The organism is Pseudocitrobacter sp. 73 (assembly GCF_008369545.1).
Taxonomy (GTDB): Bacteria; Pseudomonadota; Gammaproteobacteria; order Enterobacterales; family Enterobacteriaceae; genus Pseudocitrobacter; species Pseudocitrobacter vendiensis.
In genome coordinates, this window is sequence record NZ_VTZO01000020.1 from 156084 (window position 1) to 177794 (window position 21711).

Consider the following 21711-nt stretch of genomic DNA (forward strand, 5'->3'; position numbering starts at 1 on the left):
CGAGTTAGCCAGCAAAAGGGAGGGGGTATAGCGATATTTGGTGACAAAAATCACAAAAAAAGGGTGTTTAATTTGCGATACGAATTAATTTTTCACACACTCCACATGTCAATGAATAATTCGTCGTACTTATCAGTTGTAACACTATAAAAAAACAGCAAAGCGTGAGCCTAACGGGGTCTCATAGGGGGAATAAAGTGAGTATTCTAGGTTATTTACAAAAGGTCGGTCGTGCACTGATGGTGCCGGTCGCCACGCTGCCTGCGGCGGCAATTTTGATGGGGGTTGGTTACTGGATCGACCCTGTTGGTTGGGGTGGCGATAACGCCCTCGCCGCGTTCTTCATCAAGTCTGGCTCGGCCATTATTGATAACATGTCCGTCCTGTTTGCCATTGGTGTGGCTTATGGGATGTCCAAAGATAAAGACGGTGCTGCGGCGCTGACCGGCTTTGTGGGCTTCCTCGTGTTGACCACGCTGTGTTCTCCGGCGGCGGTAGCGATGATCCAGAAGATTCCGGCGGACCAGGTTCCGGCGGCGTTCGGTAAGATTAGCAACCAGTTCGTGGGTATTCTGGTCGGTATTATCTCTGCAGAACTCTACAACCGCTTCAGCAGCGTTGAGCTACCGAAGGCGCTGTCGTTCTTCAGCGGTCGCCGTCTGGTGCCAATTCTGACCTCGTTTGTGATGATCGTGGTCGCTTTTATTCTGATGTACATCTGGCCGGTAATTTTCGACGGTCTGGTGAACTTCGGTGAGCACATTCAGAAACTGGGCTCCGTTGGCGCGGGCGTTTACGCCTTCTTCAACCGTCTGCTGATTCCGGTTGGCCTGCACCACGCCCTGAACTCCGTATTCTGGTTCGACGTGGCGGGCATTAACGACATTCCTAACTTCCTCGGTGGCGCACAGTCTATCGAAGCGGGTAAAGCGGTTGTCGGTATCACCGGTCGTTATCAGGCGGGCTTCTTCCCAATCATGATGTTCGGCCTGCCGGGTGCGGCGCTGGCTATCTATCACTGCGCGCGTCCTGAGAACAAAGCGAAAGTGCTGGGTATCATGATGGCGGGTGCCTTCGCGGCATTCTTCACCGGGATCACCGAGCCGCTGGAATTCTCCTTCATGTTTGTGGCGCCGGTACTGTACGTGATCCACGCTTTCCTGACCGGTATCTCTGTATTTATCGCGGCCAGCATGCAGTGGATTGCCGGTTTCGGCTTCAGCGCAGGTCTGGTTGATATGGTGCTGTCGTCGCGTAACCCGTTGGCGACACACTGGTGGATGCTTATCCCGCAGGGACTGGTGTTCTTCGTTATCTACTATGTGGTGTTCCGTTTCACCATCACCAAATTCAACCTGATGACCCCGGGTCGTGAGCTGGCGGTTGCCGGTAGCGAAGCGGATGGTCAGGACACGAATGTAGGAAGCGATAAAGAGCAGGATGTTTCCGGCCTGGCGCGCCAGTACATCGCCGCAATTGGCGGTTCTGACAACCTGACCGGCATTGACGCCTGTATCACCCGCCTGCGTCTGAACGTGAAAGACTCTTCTCTGGTGAACGACGCAATGGCGAAACGTCTGGGTGCATCCGGTGTGATTCGCCTGAACAAAACCAGCGTGCAGATTATCGTTGGCTTCGTGGCAGAGAAAATCGCCAACGCGATGAAAACCACAGGCCCGGTTGCGGCGGCTGAAGCCACTGCGGCACCGGCAGCAGCGCCTGCGGCTAAACCGCAAGCTGTGCCGAATAACAGCACGGTGATTGCCGAGCTGGTTTCCCCGGTCACCGGTGACGTGGTGGCGCTGGAAGCGGTGCCAGACGAAGCCTTTGCCAGCAAAGCGGTGGGCGACGGCGTTGCGGTTAAACCAACGGATAAAACCGTGGTTTCCCCGGCGGCGGGCACTATCGTTAAAATCTTTAACACCAACCATGCGTTCTGCCTGGAAACCGAGAAAGGCGCGGAAATCGTTGTCCACATGGGGATCGATACCGTTGCGCTGAACGGCCAGGGCTTTACTCGCCTGGTGGAAGAGGGTGCGGAAGTGAAAGCAGGTCAGCCGGTTCTGGAAATGGATCTCGACTACCTGAACGCCAATGCGCGTTCAATGATTAGCCCGGTGGTTTGTAGCAACATTGACGACTTCAGCGGCCTGGTGATTAAGGCGCAGGGTCATGTCGTTGCGGGGCAAACAGCGCTGTATGAAATTAAAGGTAAATAATCGCTCCTGAGTTCGCGATTGCCTTAAGCGGCGGGGGACTTTCCTCCGCCGCTTTTTTTTGCAGCAAATGATCCCCATATTCCTCTTCAAAGACGCATTTTCTGTAAGTTAAGGGTTGTCTCTGCGTCCGGCTTATAAGATCATACGCCGTTATACGTTATTTACGCTTTTGAGGAATCCACGATGAGTGAGGCTGAAGCCCGCCCGAGTAACTTTATTCGTCAGATCATCGATGAAGATCTGGCCAGTGGGAAGCACACCACAGTCCATACCCGTTTTCCGCCTGAGCCGAACGGTTATCTGCACATCGGCCATGCGAAATCGATCTGCCTGAACTTTGGCGTCGCGCAGGACTATCAGGGCCTGTGCAACCTGCGTTTTGATGACACTAACCCGGTAAAAGAAGATATCGAATACGTCGAGTCTATCAAGCACGACGTCGAGTGGTTAGGTTTTCATTGGGCCGGTGATATTCACTACTCCTCAGACTATTTTGATCAACTGCACCAGTACGCCGTTGAACTGATCAACAAAGGCCTGGCCTATGTTGACGAACTGTCGCCGGAAGAGATCCGCGAATACCGCGGCACTCTGACTGCGCCGGGTAAAAACAGCCCGTTCCGCGACCGTAGCGTCGAAGAAAACCTGGCGCTGTTCGAGAAAATGCGTACCGGCGGTTTTGAAGAAGGTAAAGCCTGCCTGCGCGCGAAAATCGATATGGCGTCGCCGTTCATCGTCATGCGCGATCCGGTGCTGTACCGTATTAAATTTGCCGATCACCACCAGACTGGCAACAAGTGGTGCATCTACCCGATGTACGACTTCACCCATTGCATCAGCGATGCGCTGGAAGGCATTACGCACTCCCTGTGTACCCTGGAGTTCCAGGACAACCGTCGCCTGTATGACTGGGTTCTCGATAACATCTCTATTCCGGTTCATCCGCGCCAGTACGAATTCTCGCGCCTGAATCTGGAATACACCGTGATGTCCAAGCGTAAGCTGAACCAGCTTGTCATGGAAAAACACGTTGAAGGCTGGGATGACCCGCGTATGCCGACCATCTCTGGTCTGCGTCGTCGCGGTTACACCGCTGCAGCTATCCGTGAGTTCTGCAAACGCATTGGCGTGACCAAGCAGGACAACACCATTGAGATGGCGTCGCTGGAATCCTGCATTCGTGAAGATCTCAACGAAAATGCCCCGCGCGCAATGGCTGTTATCGATCCGGTGAAACTGGTTATCGAAAACTATCAGGGCGAAGGCGAAATGGTCACCATGCCGAACCATCCGAACAAACCGGAAATGGGCAGCCGTGAAGTACCGTTTAGCGGTGAAATCTGGATCGATCGCGCTGACTTCCGCGAAGAAGCTAACAAGCAGTACAAGCGTTTGGTGATGGGTAAAGAAGTGCGTCTGCGTAATGCTTACGTGATTAAAGCAGAACGTGTAGAGAAAGATGCAGAAGGCAATATCACCACCATCTTCTGTACTTACGATGCCGATACCCTGAGCAAAGACCCGGCTGATGGCCGTAAAGTAAAAGGTGTTATCCACTGGGTGAGTGCGGCACATGCGCTGCCGGTTGAAATCCGCCTGTATGACCGTCTGTTCAGCGTGCCGAACCCAGGTGCGGCAGATGACTTCCTGTCGGTGATGAACCCGGATTCGCTGATTATCAAGCAGGGCTTTGCTGAACCGTCTCTGAAAGCTGCTGTTGCCGGTAAAGCGTATCAGTTCGAGCGTGAAGGCTACTTCTGCCTCGACAGCCGGTACGCTACCGCAGAAAAACTGGTGTTCAACCGCACCGTTGGGCTGCGTGATACCTGGGCGAAAGCGGGCGAATAATCCCTTGTTTGTGAAAAACGCCGCTCACGCGGCGTTTTTTGTCTCATATTCGCGATGCGAATTAATCTTTTTTATCCAGCCATCACCCGTTTGCATCATTTCGCCCAGATACATCCTCGCAACCTGTGCTATTAACATTTTCCCCTGATGAGATAAGGCATTGCGCCGCTTAATGTTAATAAATCGCATTTGTTACAAGACGCAACGAAATATGTGCGCTTTGTCATAGTCCTGCGTTTTGCTTGCGAAAAAGGATTGATAATTCGCGTCGCGAAAAATAATCTAATCCTGTAGCAAAAGGTGCTTTTCACTACGCTACTTTTTTATCTGTTTTTTTATTTTTAGCCTCTGCTTTGCAGCGGCATTTTAAAAGTCAAAGAGGATACACATATGCGTACGTTCAGTGGCAAACGTAGTACGCTGGCGCTGGCTATTGCCGGTGTAACAGCAATGTCGGGCCTGGTGGTTGTTCCCCAGGCGAGTGCAGCAGGCTTTATCGATGACTCTACGTTAACGGGCGGCATCTATTACTGGCAGCGTGAACGTGACCGTAAAGATGTAACCGACAACGACAAATATAAAACCAACCTTTCTCACTCTACCTGGAACGCCAACCTCGATTTCCAGTCCGGCTATGCTGCTGATATGTTCGGCCTCGATATTGCGGCGTTCACCGCTATCGAAATGGCGGAATCCTCAGAAAGTGGTCACCCGAACGAAATTGCGTTCTCGTCTAAAAATAAAGGCTACTCGGAAGATTACTCCGGCGATAAAAGCGGTGTGAGCCTTTATAAAGCCGCGGCGAAATTTAAATACGGCCCGGTTTGGGCGCGTGGTGGTTATATCCAGCCGACCGGCCAAACATTGTTAGCGCCGCACTGGAGCTTTATGCCGGGTACTTATCAGGGCGCAGAAGCCGGGGCGAACTTTGATTTTGACGACGCTGGCGCGCTGAGCTTCTCCTACATGTGGACCAATGAATATAAGGCCCCATGGCATATCGAAATGGATAATTTCTACCAGAACGATAAGCGCACGAAAGTCGATTATCTGCACTCCATCGGTATGAAATATGACTTCAAAAATGACCTGGTGCTGGAAGCGGCATTTGGTCAGGCGGAAGGCTATGTCGATCAATACTTCGCCAAAGCCAGCTACAAATTTGATATCGCCGGTAGCCCGCTGTCTACCAGCTATCAGTTCTACGGTACTCGCGATAAAGTAGACGATCGCAGCGTAAACGACATTTACGACGGCACTGCCTGGCTGCAGGCACTCACCTTCGGTTACAAAGTGGGTCAGGTTGACCTGCGCCTGGAAGGGACCTGGGTTAAGGCAGAAGGCCAGCAGGGCTTCTTCTTACAGCGTATGACCCCAACCTACGCCTCCTCAAACGGTCGTCTGGATATCTGGTGGGATAACCGTTCTGACTTCAACGCCAACGGCGAAAAAGCGGTGTTCTTCGGCGCGATGTATGACCTGAAGAACTGGAACCTGCCGGGCTGGGCTGTGGGCGCATCATACGTTTACGCCTGGGATGCCAAACCGTCTACCTGGCAGATCAACCCGGACGCGTACTACGACAAAAACAAAACTATCGAAGAGTCTTCTTACAGCTTTGACGTGGCGTACACCGTACAGGAAGGCCGCGCGAAAGGCACCCTGTTCAAATTGCACTTCACCCAGTACGACAACCACTCCGATATCCCGAGCTGGAGCGGTGGTTATGGCAACATCTTCCAGGATGAACGCGACGTGAAATTCATGGTTATCGCACCGTTCACTATCTTCTGATAAGCATACCGGCGGGCCGCAGCGCCCGCCGTGTCGTATAAGGCTAATAATATGAAAAAAACAGTGATGATTGCTGCGCTGGTCGCGACGCTGGCAGGTTGCGCCCAGTCTGAAGCACCGAAAGAAGATACGCGTTTAAAAGATGCCTATAGTGCCTGTATTAACACCGCGGAAGGCTCGCCGGAGAAAATCGAAGCCTGCCAGCAGGTGCTGAACGTACTGAAGCAGGAGAAGGCGCATCAGCAGTTTGCTAATCAGGAAACTGTGCGGGTAAGCGATTACCAGGCGTGCATTCTGGCGAGAAAAACCGGCAACGATCAGGCTGTGAAGAAAGATTGCGGGTTAATCTGGCAGGAAATTCGCAGTAATAATACTCCCCGTTAAGATAACGTGCCCGATAAGCTTGCTTGTCGGGCACGGCTGCATGAATGTGCAAACTAAGCGGGTATCAACATTATCGTATTCCCAGGTCGAAGCGATAAGATGAATTGTCCTGCCTCATCGGTGTGCCATTGAAGGTGACTGAAATCGATTACGGCACACTCCGGACCACCGTTTTGTAACGCCTCGCTACCGACGCCAACGCAGTACGTACCCGCGCTGACAGCGGAGGTGATCCCGCTGTGGGAATCTTCAAAAACTAATGCCTTATCTGGTGTGATCCCCAGTTGCGTTGCCGCCAACAAATAGGGGTCAGGCCAGGGCTTTCCTCTTTCGACATCATCACGTTCGACGATGATTGAAATCGCATCGTCTACACCCAGCATATGAATAACACGATCGATTTTCTTGCGCCAGCCGCTGGTGACGATACCGATGATGACCCCTGCATGGTGTAGGGCTGTAATAAACTCGGCAACACCCTTAATGGGCTCGTAATCCGCATTATTTTCTGCATCGATAATGTACTGCTGAACGATCGCCTGATCTTTCCTGGAAAGATCGCTGAAGAGTGCGCGAATTGTATGTGGCCCCGGTTGACCATGAATGTGTAGAGCAATATCTTCGTTGCTGATATCACGATCGTAAAGCTTGCCAGCCCCTCTCCATGCCTTCTCAATCACGAGGTTTGAATCGATCAACACGCCATCCATATCAAAAAGGACAGCAGTCAGTACGGGCATCGCTTGAGTCATTTTTCCCCCTGTATCTTCTGAAAACATTCTGTGACTTTTTATGGATAATCGGTTGAAACAGGGGCTATGTATAATGCTTTTTTTTCGCGCAGGGATAAAAAACGGGAATGGAAAATCGCCGACTACAGGCATTTGTTACGCTCGCGGAGCAGGGGAGTTACCATGCCGCTGCAGATGCGTTGTGTATCACTCAGCCTGCGTTAAGCAAACAGATCCAGGTGCTGGAGGACGATTTGGGTTTGGTGCTTTTTACTCGTGGGCGCCACGGTGCAACACTTACTTGCCAGGGGAAATTGTTCTACCCCGAGGCGTGCGAATTTCTGGTGCGTTACCGCGAATTGCGGAAATTTGCCGGGGATATCAAACGGGGGGCGACAGCCAAACTCGCCCTCGGGTTTGGGCTATCGACATATTCTCTTACGCCGCAATGGATTAATACTTTTCAGGCGCGTTTTCCTGATGTCACCGTCTCGCTCAACAACATTCCTTCAAGCGTGCAGTGCCGAATGCTGCTCGAAGGAGCGCTGCATATTGGTTTCTTGCGGCTGCCCGTTCTGCCGCCTCTGTCACATTTTGTGATTAAACAGGAGCGTCTGGTGCTTGCCGTTCCCGCGAATGCGTCTGTAAAAGAAGGATTACATCATCTTGTTGAACACTATCCGTTATTACGTCTCAGTACGCACGCCGCGCCGTGTCTGGCTGAGCAGGTTCGCATCATCCTCGCCGAGCAGTTTCCCGATGTGCATGCGGTATCCGTTTCCGACGATATGCATTCTTTACTGGCGCTGATCGGTGGCGGCAACGGTATTGCCTTTTTGCCTGAGAGTATCTGTAACGTTCTGCCTGCCGGGGTAAAAATGGTCGAACTGGCTAATGTCAAAGTGGGGTGGGAAATTGCGATGGCCTGGGATCCTACGCGAGAGCATGAAGGACGGGACAATTTTCTGCGGATGGTGATGGAAATGAAGCCATAGACCACCATAAAAAACCAGCCCGTAAGCTGGTTTTGTCATTTCAGTGTGAAAATTACTTCTCTACACCATCATGTGCGTGTTCATCTTCGCGGCAATCGCCTTCAGCGCAGTGACCATACAGGTACAGGCTGTGGTTGGTTAAGCGGATACCGTGTTTCGCGGCAATTTCACGCTGGCGAGCTTCGATGGAATCATCGCTGAATTCGATAACCTTGCCGCAGTCGAGGCAGATCAGGTGATCGTGATGGTGTTGTTGAGTGAGTTCGAAAACGGACTTACCGCCTTCAAAATTATGGCGCGTTACGATGCCCGCATCATCAAACTGGTTCAGAACACGGTAGACGGTCGCCAGACCAATCTCTTCACCCATGTCGATCAGGCGTTTATATAAGTCTTCCGCGCTGACATGGTGATTGTCTGGTTCCTGAAGCACTTCCAGGATCTTTAACCGGGGAAGTGTGACTTTCAGGCCAGCCTTCTTTAATGCGGTATTGTTGTCAGTCATGCGGAATCTGTCCTGTTGCTAAACGATTGACTTCCAAACGCGGAAGTATCACAGAGAGTGCACCGAGTGTAATGCGTCTCATTATAGAATGACGCCTTCTAAATGAAAACAGCAAGACCCAGGCGAATAAAGATTTCGAAAACGAGGCTTGACCAGCAAACTCGCTAAATTCAGAAGATATTGTACAGATTTGCGCTCAAAAGTTAAAAAATTGTAGCTATTATTTTGATTGCTTTTGCCTATTAATGCGGTGTGATTTAACAATCACACCGCAACAAACATCAGGCGTTTTTGATCTCTTCCAGATGCAGCTCTTCGGAGACCTGTTTAACCCATTTTTCTACACGTTCAGCGGTCAGTTCCGGCTGACGATCTTCATCAATAGCCAGACCCACGAAGTGATCGTCATCAGCCAGGCCTTTAGAGGCTTCGAAGTGGTAACCGGCTGTTGGCCAATGGCCGACGATGGTTGCACCGCGCGGTTCAATGATGTCGCGAATAGTGCCCAGCGCATCACAGAAGTATTCCGCATAGTCTTCCTGGTCGCCGCAGCCGAACAGTGCAACCAGTTTGCCATTGAAATCAACTTCTTCCAGCGTCGGGAAGAAATCATCCCAGTCGCACTGCGCTTCACCGTAGTACCAGGTAGGGATACCCAGCAGCAGAATGTCGAATGCAGCCAGGTCTTCTTTGCTGCTCTTGGCAATGTCATGCACGTCGGCAACGTCTTTACCAAGCTGTTTCTGAATCATTTTTGCGATATTTTCGGTATTGCCGGTGTCGCTACCAAAGAAAATGCCAACGATTGCCATGAGTTAAATAACCTCTTGAAACTTAATGATATGGTGGTGGCGTATTGCCCACAGATAAGGGCAATCATAGCAGAACAGAGAAGGGTGCGGAATCAGCAATCGTACCGGACTGCACACTCTGCTACATGAAAGCGGGGTTTTATGAAATTTTCAGAGCTTTTCCTGCGCGCGAAGCAGGGCTAACTGGCTCATCAGAATCTCTTCGATAAGCTCACTGCGACTCATATCGCGCGCGGTTGCCAGTTCGTTCAGGGCATCTACCGCATCGCTATTGAGTTTCAGTTCGACACGCTTCAGGCCGCGAACTTTATCGCGTTTTAATTGATTACGCTTATTGATGCGCAGCTGTTCGTCACGCGAAAGCGGATTGGTTTTGGGTCTTCCCGGCCGACGCTCATTTGCGAACAAATCAATTGTCGTGCGGTCCGTTTGTTCTTTTGCCATGGTTCAGAGTGACTTCGGGGAAACAAGCTACCGGGAAACGCCCGGTGCAGACAGCGCGCAATCATACATCACCGCAACCGACACGCCAACGACCACGACCATAATGGCGCGCGGTCGTTGAGTTTTTAATCAGTCTGCTAAATATCGACGAATAGCGCGCAGCACCGCGTCCGGTTTTTCTGCATGCACCCAGTGACCAGCGCCTGCAATGACGTGTGCGCGTGCCTGCGGGAATTGCGAGAGCAGAGCCTCCCGGTAAGCTTCGGTAACATAAGGGGAATTTCCGCCAGGGATAAACAGTGCCGGATGTTCCCATGCCGGAATTGTCTCCCAGCCGACGATGTGCGGGTACTGATCCCACAGGACCGGTACGTTGAAGCGCCACTCGCCGTCGACAAACGACTTCAGCAGAAATTGAATCACGCCTTCTTCGGCTAAAAATTCGCGCATTACGGTTGCAGCCTGCTGGCGCGAGGAGACCCCCGCGCTGGTGACCGCGTTAATTGCCGCAAAAATCTCATCGTGGCGTCGCACCTGGTAGTCCACCGGCGCGATATCAATGGCGACCAGATTATCGATGCGTTCCGGGGCCAGCGCGGTCAGGGCCATCACTGCTTTGCCGCCCATCGAGTGACCAATCACCGTGGCTTTCTCGATGTTATGGGCGTCGAGGGTATCCAGCAGATCCTGGGCCATCGCCGGGTAGGTCATTTCGTTTGCTCGCGGAGAAAGACCATGGTTACGCATATCCACTTGCAGAATATCGTGGTCGGTCACCAGGTCGCGCGCCAGCACGCCGAGGTTGTCCAGGCTGCCAAAAAGGCCGTGAACGAGCAGAATGGGGGAATTATTGTGCAGGTTTTGTGCAGTTTGCGCTCGGGTATTCAATTTCATAGCAAAGTTCTTTTTTTCGCTCTGTCGGGTTAGGGTATTATGTTGGACATTCTCACGTTCAGGGGCAAGATACGATTTTTATCCCATTTTTGCCGCTATCCTGGTATGACGCTATCCGCTGTTGGGTTTTGAACATAAAATCCCAGCAACTTGTATTCAGAAAAATAATTGCACTGGATTAAGATGAAAACGATCGAAGTTGATGACGAACTCTATCGCTATATTGCCGCCCACACACTGCACATTGGCGAGAGCGCATCTGACATTTTACGGCGGATGCTGAAGTTTACCGCCGCATCACAACCTGTTGTTGCTGCTCCGGTTGCCAAAACTGAAGTTGCGCCTGCTCAGGTTGCTCCAGTTGCCGAGGTAAAACCGGTTAAAACCGCGAAAGACAAAGTTCGTGCTATGCGTGAACTGCTGCTCTCTGACGAATACGCTGAGCAGAAAAAAGCCGTCAATCGCTTTATGCTGATCCTGACGACGCTCTACAAACTGGATAACAACGCGTTTGCCGAGGCGACGGAATCGCTTCACGGGCGTACGCGTGTCTACTTTGCCGCCAATGAGCAAACCCTGCTGAAAAACGGTAATCAGACTAAACCGAAACAGGTACCGGAAACCCCATATTGGGTGATTACGAATACCAACACCGGTCGTAAATGCAGTATGGTGGAACACATTATGCAATTTATGCAGTTCCCCGCTGAATTAATCGAAAAGGTATGCGGCACAATCTAACCCTTGCATAAGAAGGATCAAGCAATGGCAATCCATAACCGTGCGGGCCAACCTGCACAACAGAGTGATTTGATTAACGTCGCCCAACTGACGTCTCAGTACTACGTGCTGAAACCGGAAGTGGGTAACGCAGAGCATGCAGTGAAGTTCGGTACTTCCGGACACCGTGGTAGCGCGGCGCGCCAGAGTTTTAATGAACCTCATATTCTGGCGATCGCGCAGGCTATCGCCGAAGATCGTGCGAAAAACGGCATTACCGGTCCTTGCTTCGTCGGTAAAGATACCCACGCGCTCTCTGAACCGGCGTTTATCTCGGTGCTCGAAGTGCTCGCGGCAAACGGTGTGGATGTCATTGTGCAGGAAAATAACGGCTTTACGCCGACGCCTGCTGTGTCGAATGCGATTCTGGTCCACAACAAAAAGGGTGGCCCACTGGCTGACGGTATTGTGATTACGCCGTCTCACAACCCGCCGGAAGATGGCGGTATTAAATACAACCCGCCTAACGGTGGCCCGGCCGATACTAACGTCACCAAAGTGGTGGAAGATCGCGCCAATGCGCTGCTGGCCGATGGCCTGAAAGGCGTGAAACGTATTTCGCTGGATGCCGCGCTGGCGTCCGGTCATGTGAAAGAGATGGACCTGGTTCAGCCGTTCATTGAAGGGCTGGCGGATATCGTCGATATGGCGGCTATCCAGAAAGCGGGCCTGACGCTAGGCGTCGATCCGCTGGGGGGTTCCGGTATCGAATACTGGAAACGTATCGGCGAATACTACAAGCTGAATCTGACCATCGTTAACGACCAGGTTGACCAGACTTTCCGCTTTATGCATCTCGACAAAGATGGCGCAATCCGCATGGACTGCTCTTCCGAGTGCGCGATGGCGGGCCTGCTGGCGCTGCGCGATAAGTTTGACCTCGCGTTCGCCAACGACCCGGACTACGACCGTCACGGTATCGTCACGCCTGCGGGCCTGATGAATCCGAACCACTATCTGGCGGTTGCTATCAACTACCTGTTCCAGCACCGCCCGCAGTGGGGCAAAGACGTCGCCGTAGGTAAAACGCTGGTGTCTTCCGCAATGATCGACCGTGTAGTTAACGATCTGGGCCGCAAGCTGGTGGAAGTACCGGTGGGCTTCAAATGGTTCGTAGATGGCCTGTTTGACGGCAGCTTCGGTTTTGGCGGCGAAGAGAGCGCCGGGGCTTCTTTCCTGCGCTTCGATGGTACCCCATGGTCCACCGATAAAGACGGCATCATCATGTGCCTGCTGGCAGCGGAAATCACCGCCGTTACTGGTAAGAACCCGCAAGAGCATTACAACGAGCTGGCAAAACGCTTCGGTGCGCCAAGCTACAATCGTTTGCAGGCGGGGGCGACGTCTGCGCAGAAAGCGGCATTGTCTAAACTCTCCCCAGAGATGGTGAGCGCCAGCACGCTGGCAGGCGATCCGATCACCGCACGTCTGACGGCGGCACCGGGTAACGGCGCATCCATCGGCGGTCTGAAAGTGATGACCGACAACGGCTGGTTCGCCGCACGTCCGTCAGGCACGGAAGACGCGTATAAAATCTATTGCGAAAGCTTCCTCGGCGAAGAACACCGCAAGCAGATTGAGAAAGAAGCGGTTGAGATTGTCAGCGAAGTGCTGAAAAACGCGTAAAAGCGAAGAAATAAAAAAGGAGCCGCAAGGCTCCTTTTTTATTGGTGACTGATTACAAACGCAACATTGCCTGATGCGCTACGCTTATCAGGCCCACAAGGTTTCTGCAATATAGTGAATTTGCACTATTTTGCAGGCCGGATAAGGCGTTTACGCCGCATCCGGCATGAGCAAAGCGCACTTTGTCAGTCATCTAAAGGAGCCGAAAGGCTCCTTTTATAATGGCGTGTCGTGCAATTAACTCTCTTTAATCACGTAACACCACACCTCTTTGCGGCCGTCATGTTCCTGGATATAAACCCCCTGTAATTCTGGCGCGAAGCCCGGCAGCAGATTGATACCTTCTTCCAGCGCGGCAAAATAGTTCAGCACCGCACCACCCCAAATTTCGCCAGGTACGACGCACAACACGCCCGGTGGGTAAGGAAGTGCGCCTTCAGCCGCAATGCGTCCTTCAGCATTACGCAGAGACACTAAATCCACCTGCCCACGAAGATAGGCATAGTTGGCTTCCTGAGGGCTCATTACCACGCGAGGTAGATGGGCTTTGCGGAACATCTCCTTTTGCAGTTGTTTAACGTTATTACGGGCGTAGAGATCGTGCATTTCCTGGCAGAGCTGGCGTAGGGTATATCCGAAGTAACGCTGCTGATGCTGTTTGTACAGGCACGGTAATACGTCAGCAAGCGGAGCATCTTCCTCCAGTAATTGTTCAAAACGCTCCAGCAGTGCAACCAGTTGTTGCAGTTTTGGCTGGTCTTCTGCTGGCGTCATCAGGAACAAAATCGAGTTCAGGTCGCATTTTTCCGGTACAACGTGATTTTCACGCAGGAAGTTCGCCAGAATGGTCGCCGGTACGCCAAACGCTTCGTACTCGCCGGTTTGTGTGTTGATACCCGGCGTGGTGAGCAGCAGTTTGCAGGGGTCAACAAAGTACTGATGATCGGCATAGCCTTCAAAGGCGTGCCAGCGTTCACCGGGTACAAAATGGAAGAAACGCAGATCGTTGGCGATAACGTCAGTATCCCAGCTTTGCCATGGCTTAGAGTCGATTGTCTGTGGCACAAACGGGCGAATGTGGCGGCAACGGCTAAGAATCAATTTGCGCGCTTCGATGCCATTTTTCACGCAATCCATCCACATTTTTTTCCCACTTTCACCTTTGTGCATCTGCGCGTTGACGTCCAGTGCGGCGAACAGTGGATAGAACGGGCTGGTGGAAGCATGCATCATAAAGGCGTTGTTCAGGCGTTTATGTGGAACGTAGCGCGGCTGCCCTTTAATGTGGCTGTCTTTTTTGTGAATTTGCGATGTTTGTGAGAACCCGGCCTGCTGTTTATGCACCGACTGAGTGACCAGTATACCCGGGTCATTTTCGTTGAGCTCAAGCAGTAGCGGCGAGCAATCAGCCATCATCGGAATAAATTGTTCATAGCCAACCCAGGCCGAGTCAAAAAGGATGTAGTCGCACAGGGAGCCAATTTTATCGACAACCTGACGCGCGTTGTAAATTGTGCCGTCGTAGGTTCCTAACTGAATAATAGCCAGACGGAAAGGTCGCTTTTCCTGCGCACGAGCGGGAGCCACTTCAGCGATTAACTCACGCAGGTAACTCTCCTCGAAGCAGTGAGCGTCAATTCCGCCGATAAAGCCGTAAGGATTACGCGTGGTTTCCAGATAAACGGGCGTCGCACCGGCTTGAAGCAGTGCGCCGTGGTGGTTGGATTTATGGTTATTGCGATCGAAGAGTACTAAATCGCCTGGTGTGAGCAGAGCGTTCAGTACCACTTTGTTCGATGAGGAGGTCCCATTTAGCACGAAGTAGGTTTTGTCGGCGTTGAACACGTTTGCCGCATGTTGCTGGGCAGTACAGGGCGCCCCTTCATGAATGAGCAGATCGCCCATCGCGACATCGGCGTTACACAAGTCTGAGCGGAAAAGCGTTTCACCAAAATAGTCGACGAACAGATTCCCCGCAGGATGACGACGGAAGAATTGCCCTCCCTGATGCCCGGGACAATCGAAGGCGCTGTTACCTTGTTCAACGTAATCGACGAGCGCATGAAAGAAAGGAGGGAGAATATTGCTTTCATATTTCAGTGCCGCGGTTTCAAGTTGCCTTCCTTGATATTCAGCATCTTCTGGGTTTTCTGAGAAAATAGCTGTAATAGATGCCAGGTATTTTTCATGGATATTCTGTGTGGGCGCTATTGTGACGAAGATCGGTAGTGAATATCCGGTAAGGTTAATGCGATTCAATATTTCATCATTGAGTTCAGCATAACTCAGAACGACGGCAGCAACATCGACAAAGTTTGCGGTGTCGAGTGGGGTGAACTCGCGGGTTGTGATGAACGCCTGCGGGCAAGCCTTGCCCAGGGCAATTTTTAATTTTTTCATGATGTCCTTTTGCCTTAATAACGTTAGTTCAGCAAGCCTTAAACTTGCCTGTTCCCTGAAGGTGATCACGACGTCGCAGATTAACTGTCGGTGGGATGTTATCAATAATTAATGGAGTGATGCACGGCTAAAATAGCGTTTTTTTGTGAGCTTGCTCGATAAAAAAACAGAAATAAGGAGTGGGTTATTCCGTGGAATAATACCTTGGAATTACCCCATGGAATATATTTAGTGTTTTATTTCTATGGAATGGAAATAACTATTTATTTAAAGCATAAAACGATAACCAATTCCCGTCTCCGTCAGGAAATGTTTTGGCCGTGCCGGGTCGGCTTCCAGTTTTTGCCGAATATGCCCCATATAAATGCGCAGATAATGACTATGTTCCACCGCATTAGGCCCCCAGACGTGATTCAGCAACTGACGTTGAGTCAGGACTTTCCCCGGGTTATTGAGCAATTCCGCCAGCAGGCGAAATTCGATAGGCGTGAGGTGAACCTCTTCACCGCCGCGCACAATGCGGCGAGCGGCGAGATCGACCTGCACATCAGAGAACGTCACCAGCGGGTCGTTGGGCTGGGTAGTGGCGTGGCGGCGTAGTGCGACGCGCAGGCGGGCCTGCAACTCACCGATGCCAAACGGTTTGCTGAGATAATCATCCGCGCCTGCATCCAGTGCGGCGATTTTGTCGTGCTCTTCGCTGCGTGCGGAAAGCACTATCACCGGCGTAGCGCTCCACTGGCGAAAATCGCGGATAAAATCGATACCGTCGCCGTCGGGTAAGCCGAGATCGAGGATAACCAGATCGGGTTTGCGCGTCGCCGCTTCAAGTAACCCACGTTGCAACGTTTGAGCGTCAAATACGCGCAGCCCTTCGGCTTCCAGCGCGGTGCGCAGAAAACGGCGGATGGCTTGTTCATCTTCAACAATCAGAACGCTGGTCACATATCCTCATGAAATTCTTCAAGTTCCGGTGGAGACTCCAGCGGAAGTGTAACACGAAAACAGGCGCCACCTTCAGGGCGGTTGCTGGCTGAAAGCGTGCCGCCATGAATATCGACAATGGCCCGGCAAATCGCCAGCCCCAGCCCGACGCCGGGAATGGCAGATTCTTTATTCCCGCGTGAGAATTTATCAAAAATTCGCGTTTCCTGACCAGGGGTAATACCCGGTCCACTATCCCAGATATCGATACAGAGCTGATGATTTTGCTCGCTGGCGTTAATACCAATTTTAGCTTGCGATCCGGCGTACTTCACTGCGTTCTCCAGCAAGTTGATGAGCACGCGCTCAAAGAGTGGGCCATCGACGTGAATTAACATCAGCGGGTCGGGAAGCGACAGCGCAATCTGTAGCCCGTTCAGGCCGGGTTCCAGCATACGCAGCGCGCTGCCGACCACTTCTTCCAGTGTCAGCCACTCTTTATTGAGATTGAAGCCGCCGGACTGAATGCGGGCCATATCGAGCAAATTATTCACCAGCCGTGTGGTGTTGAGCACATGCTGGCGAATTTCATTGGCCTGCGGGGCGTAGGGTGAGCCGCTGCTGGCGAGATCGAGCGTCAGAATTTCCGCCTGACCAAACAGCACCGTCAGGGGCGTGCGCAAATCATGGGAAAGCGCGGCCAGCAGCGAGTTGCGTAAACTTTCCCGTTCGCTGGCAAAACGCGCCTGTTCTTCACTGGCGGTTAGCGCCAGCCGTTCCAGCGCGCTCGCGGCCAGTAGTGTGAATGTCTCCAGTAAACGCTGCTGCTCAGGGATCATCAACTGGCGCAAGTTAAGCGGTTCGACCACCACCAGCCCCAGCGTTTTGCTGGCGCTTTTTAGCGGCAGGATCTGATACGGCACGCCTGGCAAGGTATCGGTGCCCGCTCCGGCGGGAAGGCCTTTATCGAAGCTCCAGCGCGCAATCGCATCATCCCACGGTGTCAGGCCATCCTGCTGTGTGGACGGCGTGAGCTTATCGTTTTCATCGGGAAGCAGCACCTGGCTGCGGGCATTAAAGGTAGACTGAATATACTGCTCGCAGGTGCGGGCGATATCTTCGGCGCTGCGTCCCACTGCCAGGGCTTTCGACATCTCGTACAGATGGCGGGTGCGCTGTTCGCGATAGCGCGCCACGCGCGCCTGATAGCGTACACCAGCGGTCAGGTTGCCAATCACCAGCCCCACAGTGAGCATCACGCCGAAGGTCAGAAGGTATTGCACATCAGACACCGCCAGCGTACCGCGCGGGGCAATAAAGAAGAGATCGAAGCTGATCACGTTGATAAACGTCGCCAGCACCGAGGGCCAGCGGCCATAGAAGAGGGCGACGATCACCACGCCGAGCAGATAGAGCATCACCAGGTTGGCGGCGTCGAACGCCATCAACCACTGCGCCGCGACAAGCGTGATGGCGGCACAAAGGGCAAATGCCACCGCGCAGCCACGGATTTGCACCTGCCATTTGTCAAAGAAGCTGCGCGGATCGCGGGTTGATGAAGGTAGCGGTTCGGGCTTTTCGTCCATTGCAACGACCAGCAGATCGAGATCCGGCGCATGGCGTGCCAGGCGATCGCCGAAGCGCTCGCCGCTCCACCAGTGACGCTTTTCCTGCCTGCCGATCACAATTTTGCCAAGGTTATGCTCACGCGCGTAGCGGATCACCGCTTTTTCTTCCGAGGGATCGGAAAGGGTGGCGGTTTCCGCGCCCAGCTCCTGCGCCAGACGGAGTGAACTGAGGATTGCGCGGCGCTGTGCCTCCGGCAGGCGATGTAGCGTCGGTGTTTCTACATATACGGCATGCCAGACGCTGCCTAAACGCGCCGCCAGACGTGCGGCGGTGCGCACCAGTTTTTCACTGCCCGTATGGTGTCCAACACAAAGCAGGATCGCGTCGCGGGTATGCCAGACTTTTTCCTGCCCCTGCGTGTCGCGCCAGGCGCGCATTTGTTCATCCACGCGGTCCGCCGTGCGGCGCAGAGCCAGTTCACGCAGGGCGATGAGATTCCCTTTACGGAAAAAATTCTCGATAGCGCGTTCGGCCTGCCCGGCGATATAGACTTTGCCTTCGTTCAGCCGCTGGCGTAAATCATCCGGAGGCAGATCCACCAGCACGACTTCATCAGCGGCATCAAAGAACGGGTCGGGCACTGTTTCGCGCACCTGAATGCCGGTGACGCCGCTGACGATATCGTTAAGGCTTTCCAGATGCTGGACATTAACAGTAGTAAAGACGTCGATTCCGGCTTCCAGAAGTTCGTCGATATCCTGCCAGCGTTTGGGATGACGCGAACCGGGCGCGTTGCTGTGCGCCAGTTCATCCATCAGGACCAGCGCCGGGCGGCGGGCGAGGGCGGCATCCAGGTCAAACTCATGCAGATAACGGCCCTGCCAGGCGAGGCGTTTTTGCGGTAGCAGCGCCAGACCTTTAAGCATTTCCGCCGTCTCTTTACGCCCGTGGGTTTCCACCACGCCCGCCAGGATATCCAGCCCCTGCGTCCGCAGACGCTGTGCCTCCGCCAGCATCGCCCAGGTTTTGCCCACCCCCGCACAGGCACCGAAGAAAATCTTCAGCTTTCCGCGATGCGAGGAGGCCGCCTGCTCCAGCAGGCGATCCGGGTTTGGGCGTTGCGGCTCGTCGGTCATCATCAGTTATCCTTGTGGGCATCCAATGCCATATTCAGCTCAACAATATTTACCACAGGTTGGCCGAGAAAACCGAGCAGCGGTTTCTGCGTGGCGGCATCAATTTGTTGATTGAGCCATTCAACTGAGACGTGACGCGCCTTGGCGACGCGCGGCACTTGCCAGCGCACGCTTTCCGGTGTCAGGCCGTAATCAAGCCCGCTGGCGGAGGCCGTCACCAGTTCCGCGGGAACGATTGCCGGGGCATCCGGGTTGGCAGTTCGCAGTTGCGCCAAGCGCGCACGAATTACGTCATCCAGCGCCGGATTGCTCGCAGCCAGATTACTGCCGCCCGACGCCATCGGGTTGTAGGGCATGTCTGACGTGGCAGAGGGGCGACCGTGGAAATAGCCAGGTTGGGTAAAGTTTTGCCCAATCAGCGTGGAACCGCGAACCTCATTGCCCTCAATAATCAGCGAACCGTTGGCCCGATCGTGGAACCACCACTGGCCGAGCGCGGTGGTCAGCAACGGGTAAGCGCCGCCGGTGATAAGCGCCAGAAAAAGAAAAATCACAACAGCAGGACGAAGCAGAGACATGGTATACCTCACACCAGACCAAACAGAGTCAGTAACAGATCGATAGCTTTAATGCCGATAAACGGCACAATCAGGCCGCCGAGGCCGTAAATCCACAGGTTACGGCGCAACATGGCAGAAGCGGAAAGAGGCTGATAACTCACGCCTTTCAGCGCCAGCGGTAGCAGAAAGACAATGATCAGGGCGTTGAAAATCACCGCGCTCAGAATCGCTGAATTCGGCGAGTGCAGATGCATAATGTTCAGCACACCCAGTTGTGGCCAGCTTGCGGCAAACGCCGCCGGAATAATGGCGAAGTATTTCGCTACGTCGTTAGCGATGCTGAAGGTGGTAAGTGAGCCACGGGTCATCAGCATCTGTTTACCGATATGCACCACCTCGATCAGCTTGGTCGGGTTGGAATCGAGATCAACCATGTTGCCGGCTTCTTTCGCCGCCTGGGTGCCGGAGTTCATCGCCACAGCGACGTCAGCCTGCGCTAGCGCCGGGGCATCGTTGGTGCCGTCGCCGGTCATCGCCACCATGCGCCCCTCGGACTGATACTGGCGAATCAGCGCCAGCTTGGCTTCCGGCGTCGCTTCGGCGAGAAAATCATCGACGCCCGCTTCGGCGGCAATCGCGGCGGCGGTCAGGCGGTTATCGCCGGTGATCATCACCGTCTTGATACCCATTTTGCGCAGTTGCGCAAAACGCTCTTTAATGCCGCCTTTTACGATATCTTTCAGGGCAATCGCCCCAAGAACTTTCGCGCCTTCCACTACCACCAGCGGCGTTGAACCCTGACGCGCAATGCCGTCGACCAGATGCTCGACATCCGCCGGGAATTGCCCACCGTTACTTTCAACGTGGCGACGAATAGCATCCACTGAACCTTTACGGATCAGGCGGTTATCGATGTTAATCCCGCTCATGCGGGTTTGTGCGGTAAAGGGCACAAAGGTGGCGTGTAACTGCTGCACGTCGCGCTCGCGCAGGCCAAAACGCTGTTTGGCGAGCACCACGATGCTGCGGCCTTCGGGCGTTTCATCGGCCAGCGACGAGAGCTGCGCGGCGTCGGCCAGCGTTCTTTCATCCACGCCGTTAGCCGGTAAAAATTGCGATGCCTGGCGGTTGCCGAGGGTAATGGTGCCGGTTTTATCCAGCAGCAATACATCGACGTCGCCTGCGGCTTCTACCGCGCGGCCGCTGGTGGCAATTACGTTAGCGCCCAGCATGCGGCTCATCCCGGCGACGCCGATGGCCGACAGCAGGCCGCCGATGGTGGTTGGGATCAGACACACCAGCAGAGCTATCAGCACGATCACGCTCACCGGTTTACCGCCCCAGGTGGAGAAGGGCCACAGGGTGGCGGTCGCCAGCAGGAAGACAATCGTCAGGGCGACCAGCAGAATCGTCAGCGCCACTTCGTTTGGGGTTTTACGACGCTGCGCGCCTTCGACCATGGCGATCATGCGGTCAAGGAAGGTTTCGCCCGGGTTCACACTACAGCGGATCACCAGCCAGTCGGAGAGAATACGCGTACCGCCCGTCACCGACGCGAAATCGCCGCCGGATTCACGAATAACGGGTGCCGATTCCCCGGTGATGGCGCTTTCATCCACCGACGCGCCGCCTTCAATCACTTCGCCATCGCAGGGAATGATGTCACCGGCTTCAACCAGCACCACGTCACCTTTGCGCAGTTCATCAGACGGTACGTGGTCCATTTCGGCCCCGTGCTGCGGGGCGCGAAGTTTGCGGGCGAAGGCGGTTTTCTGCACGCTCTTCAGGCTGTTAGCTTGTGCCTTGCTGCGGCCTTCCGCCATCGCTTCGGCGAAGTTGGCGAACAGCACCGTAAACCACAGCCACAGGGCGATCGCGCCGCTAAACAACGCGTTACCCGGCATGTGCCCGGTCGCCATCGCGAGGCTCATCACGGTGGTCAGCACGCTGCCAATCCAAACGATAAACATCACCGGGTTGCGCCACTGAATGGTCGGGCTCAGTTTTTTAATGGCGTCGGTAATCGCCTGCCCAACCAGTTTGCGGTCAAACAGCGCCAGTTGCTTGCGACTCATAAACACATACTCCGC

Annotated in this window: 17 protein-coding genes and 1 pseudogene; 7 read left to right on the plus strand and 11 right to left on the minus strand. The window is 53.6% G+C overall.

From position 1 onward, the window contains the following. Positions 1-197 precede the first annotated feature (197 nt). Together nagE and glnS are read left to right on the plus strand one after the other, a co-directional pair. Positions 198-2219 (plus strand): N-acetylglucosamine-specific PTS transporter subunit IIBC, encoded by a 2022-nt coding sequence (gene nagE / locus F0Q32_RS19535; protein ID WP_149464399.1) that lies wholly within the window; start codon positions 198-200, stop codon positions 2217-2219. A gap of 183 nt (positions 2220-2402) precedes the next feature. Next, the gene (glnS, locus tag F0Q32_RS19540; RefSeq protein ID WP_149464400.1) at positions 2403-4067 is read left to right on the plus strand and encodes a glutamine--tRNA ligase; all 1665 of its coding nucleotides are present in this window, start codon (positions 2403-2405) and stop codon (positions 4065-4067) included. Positions 4068-4261: 194 nt separating this feature from the next. Here glnS and F0Q32_RS26835 read toward each other — a convergent pair. Continuing rightward, positions 4262-4378: pseudogene (locus F0Q32_RS26835) on the minus strand (hypothetical protein); the annotation flags it as partial. Positions 4379-4457: 79 nt separating this feature from the next. Between F0Q32_RS26835 and chiP the strand changes: the two are divergent. Next, positions 4458-5861, plus strand: coding sequence for a chitoporin (gene chiP / locus F0Q32_RS19545; RefSeq protein WP_149464401.1), 1404 nt, complete (start codon positions 4458-4460; stop codon positions 5859-5861). A gap of 51 nt (positions 5862-5912) precedes the next feature. After that, complete coding sequence (chiQ, locus tag F0Q32_RS19550) at positions 5913-6245, plus strand: ChiQ/YbfN family lipoprotein (RefSeq protein WP_149464402.1); 333 nt, start codon at positions 5913-5915, stop codon at positions 6243-6245. Positions 6246-6298: 53 nt separating this feature from the next. On the opposite strand, the gene F0Q32_RS19555 is transcribed toward chiQ, so the two are convergent. Next, complete coding sequence (locus F0Q32_RS19555) at positions 6299-6997, minus strand: HAD family phosphatase (RefSeq protein WP_149464403.1); 699 nt, start codon at positions 6995-6997, stop codon at positions 6299-6301. A gap of 107 nt (positions 6998-7104) precedes the next feature. Between F0Q32_RS19555 and F0Q32_RS19560 the strand changes: the two genes are divergently transcribed. Next, a complete protein-coding gene (locus F0Q32_RS19560) occupies positions 7105-7971 on the plus strand; it encodes a LysR family transcriptional regulator (protein WP_149464404.1) in 867 nt (288 codons plus the stop codon). A 52-nt stretch (positions 7972-8023) separates the two neighbouring features. Here F0Q32_RS19560 and fur read toward each other — a convergent pair whose 3' ends face one another. The 4 genes from fur to ybfF all read right to left on the minus strand — a co-directional run bounded on the left by fur (position 8024) and on the right by ybfF (position 10626). Continuing rightward, positions 8024-8476: a ferric iron uptake transcriptional regulator gene (gene fur, locus F0Q32_RS19565; RefSeq protein WP_013367108.1), complete on the minus strand. Its 453-nt coding sequence runs from the start codon at positions 8474-8476 to the stop codon at positions 8024-8026. Between the two features lie 281 nt (positions 8477-8757). Beyond that, positions 8758-9288, minus strand: coding sequence for a flavodoxin FldA (gene fldA, locus F0Q32_RS19570; RefSeq protein ID WP_149464405.1), 531 nt, complete (start codon positions 9286-9288; stop codon positions 8758-8760). 150 nt (positions 9289-9438) lie between these two features. Beyond that, positions 9439-9732, minus strand: a complete 294-nt coding sequence (gene ybfE, locus F0Q32_RS19575; RefSeq protein ID WP_149464406.1) for a LexA regulated protein — start codon at positions 9730-9732, stop codon at positions 9439-9441. Between the two features lie 129 nt (positions 9733-9861). Next, on the minus strand, positions 9862-10626 hold the full coding sequence (gene ybfF / locus F0Q32_RS19580) for an esterase (RefSeq protein WP_149464407.1): 765 nt from the start codon (positions 10624-10626) through the stop codon (positions 9862-9864). A gap of 183 nt (positions 10627-10809) precedes the next feature. On the opposite strand from ybfF, the gene seqA reads away from it, so the two are divergent. Further along, on the plus strand, positions 10810-11367 hold the full coding sequence (seqA, locus tag F0Q32_RS19585; RefSeq protein ID WP_149464408.1) for a replication initiation negative regulator SeqA: 558 nt from the start codon (positions 10810-10812) through the stop codon (positions 11365-11367). Between the two features lie 24 nt (positions 11368-11391). Further along, the gene (gene pgm / locus F0Q32_RS19590) at positions 11392-13032 is read left to right on the plus strand and encodes a phosphoglucomutase (alpha-D-glucose-1,6-bisphosphate-dependent) (protein WP_149464409.1); all 1641 of its coding nucleotides are present in this window, start codon (positions 11392-11394) and stop codon (positions 13030-13032) included. A 237-nt stretch (positions 13033-13269) separates the two neighbouring features. Here pgm and speF read toward each other — a convergent pair whose 3' ends face one another. From speF to kdpB, 5 genes are all read right to left on the minus strand, one after another. Continuing rightward, positions 13270-15432: an ornithine decarboxylase SpeF gene (gene speF, locus F0Q32_RS19595; protein ID WP_149464410.1), complete on the minus strand. Its 2163-nt coding sequence runs from the start codon at positions 15430-15432 to the stop codon at positions 13270-13272. 267 nt (positions 15433-15699) lie between these two features. Beyond that, the gene (kdpE, locus tag F0Q32_RS19600; RefSeq protein WP_149464411.1) at positions 15700-16377 is read right to left on the minus strand and encodes a two-component system response regulator KdpE; all 678 of its coding nucleotides are present in this window, start codon (positions 16375-16377) and stop codon (positions 15700-15702) included. Beyond that, entirely contained in the window at positions 16374-19061 is a 2688-nt protein-coding gene (kdpD, locus tag F0Q32_RS19605; protein WP_149464556.1) for a two-component system sensor histidine kinase KdpD, read from the minus strand. The genes kdpE and kdpD overlap by 4 nt, the downstream gene beginning before the upstream one ends. A gap of 2 nt (positions 19062-19063) precedes the next feature. Continuing rightward, positions 19064-19639, minus strand: a complete 576-nt coding sequence (gene kdpC, locus F0Q32_RS19610; protein WP_149464412.1) for a potassium-transporting ATPase subunit KdpC — start codon at positions 19637-19639, stop codon at positions 19064-19066. An 8-nt stretch (positions 19640-19647) separates the two neighbouring features. Continuing rightward, positions 19648-21696, minus strand: a complete 2049-nt coding sequence (gene kdpB, locus F0Q32_RS19615) for a potassium-transporting ATPase subunit KdpB (RefSeq protein ID WP_149464413.1) — start codon at positions 21694-21696, stop codon at positions 19648-19650. Positions 21697-21711 lie beyond the last annotated feature (15 nt).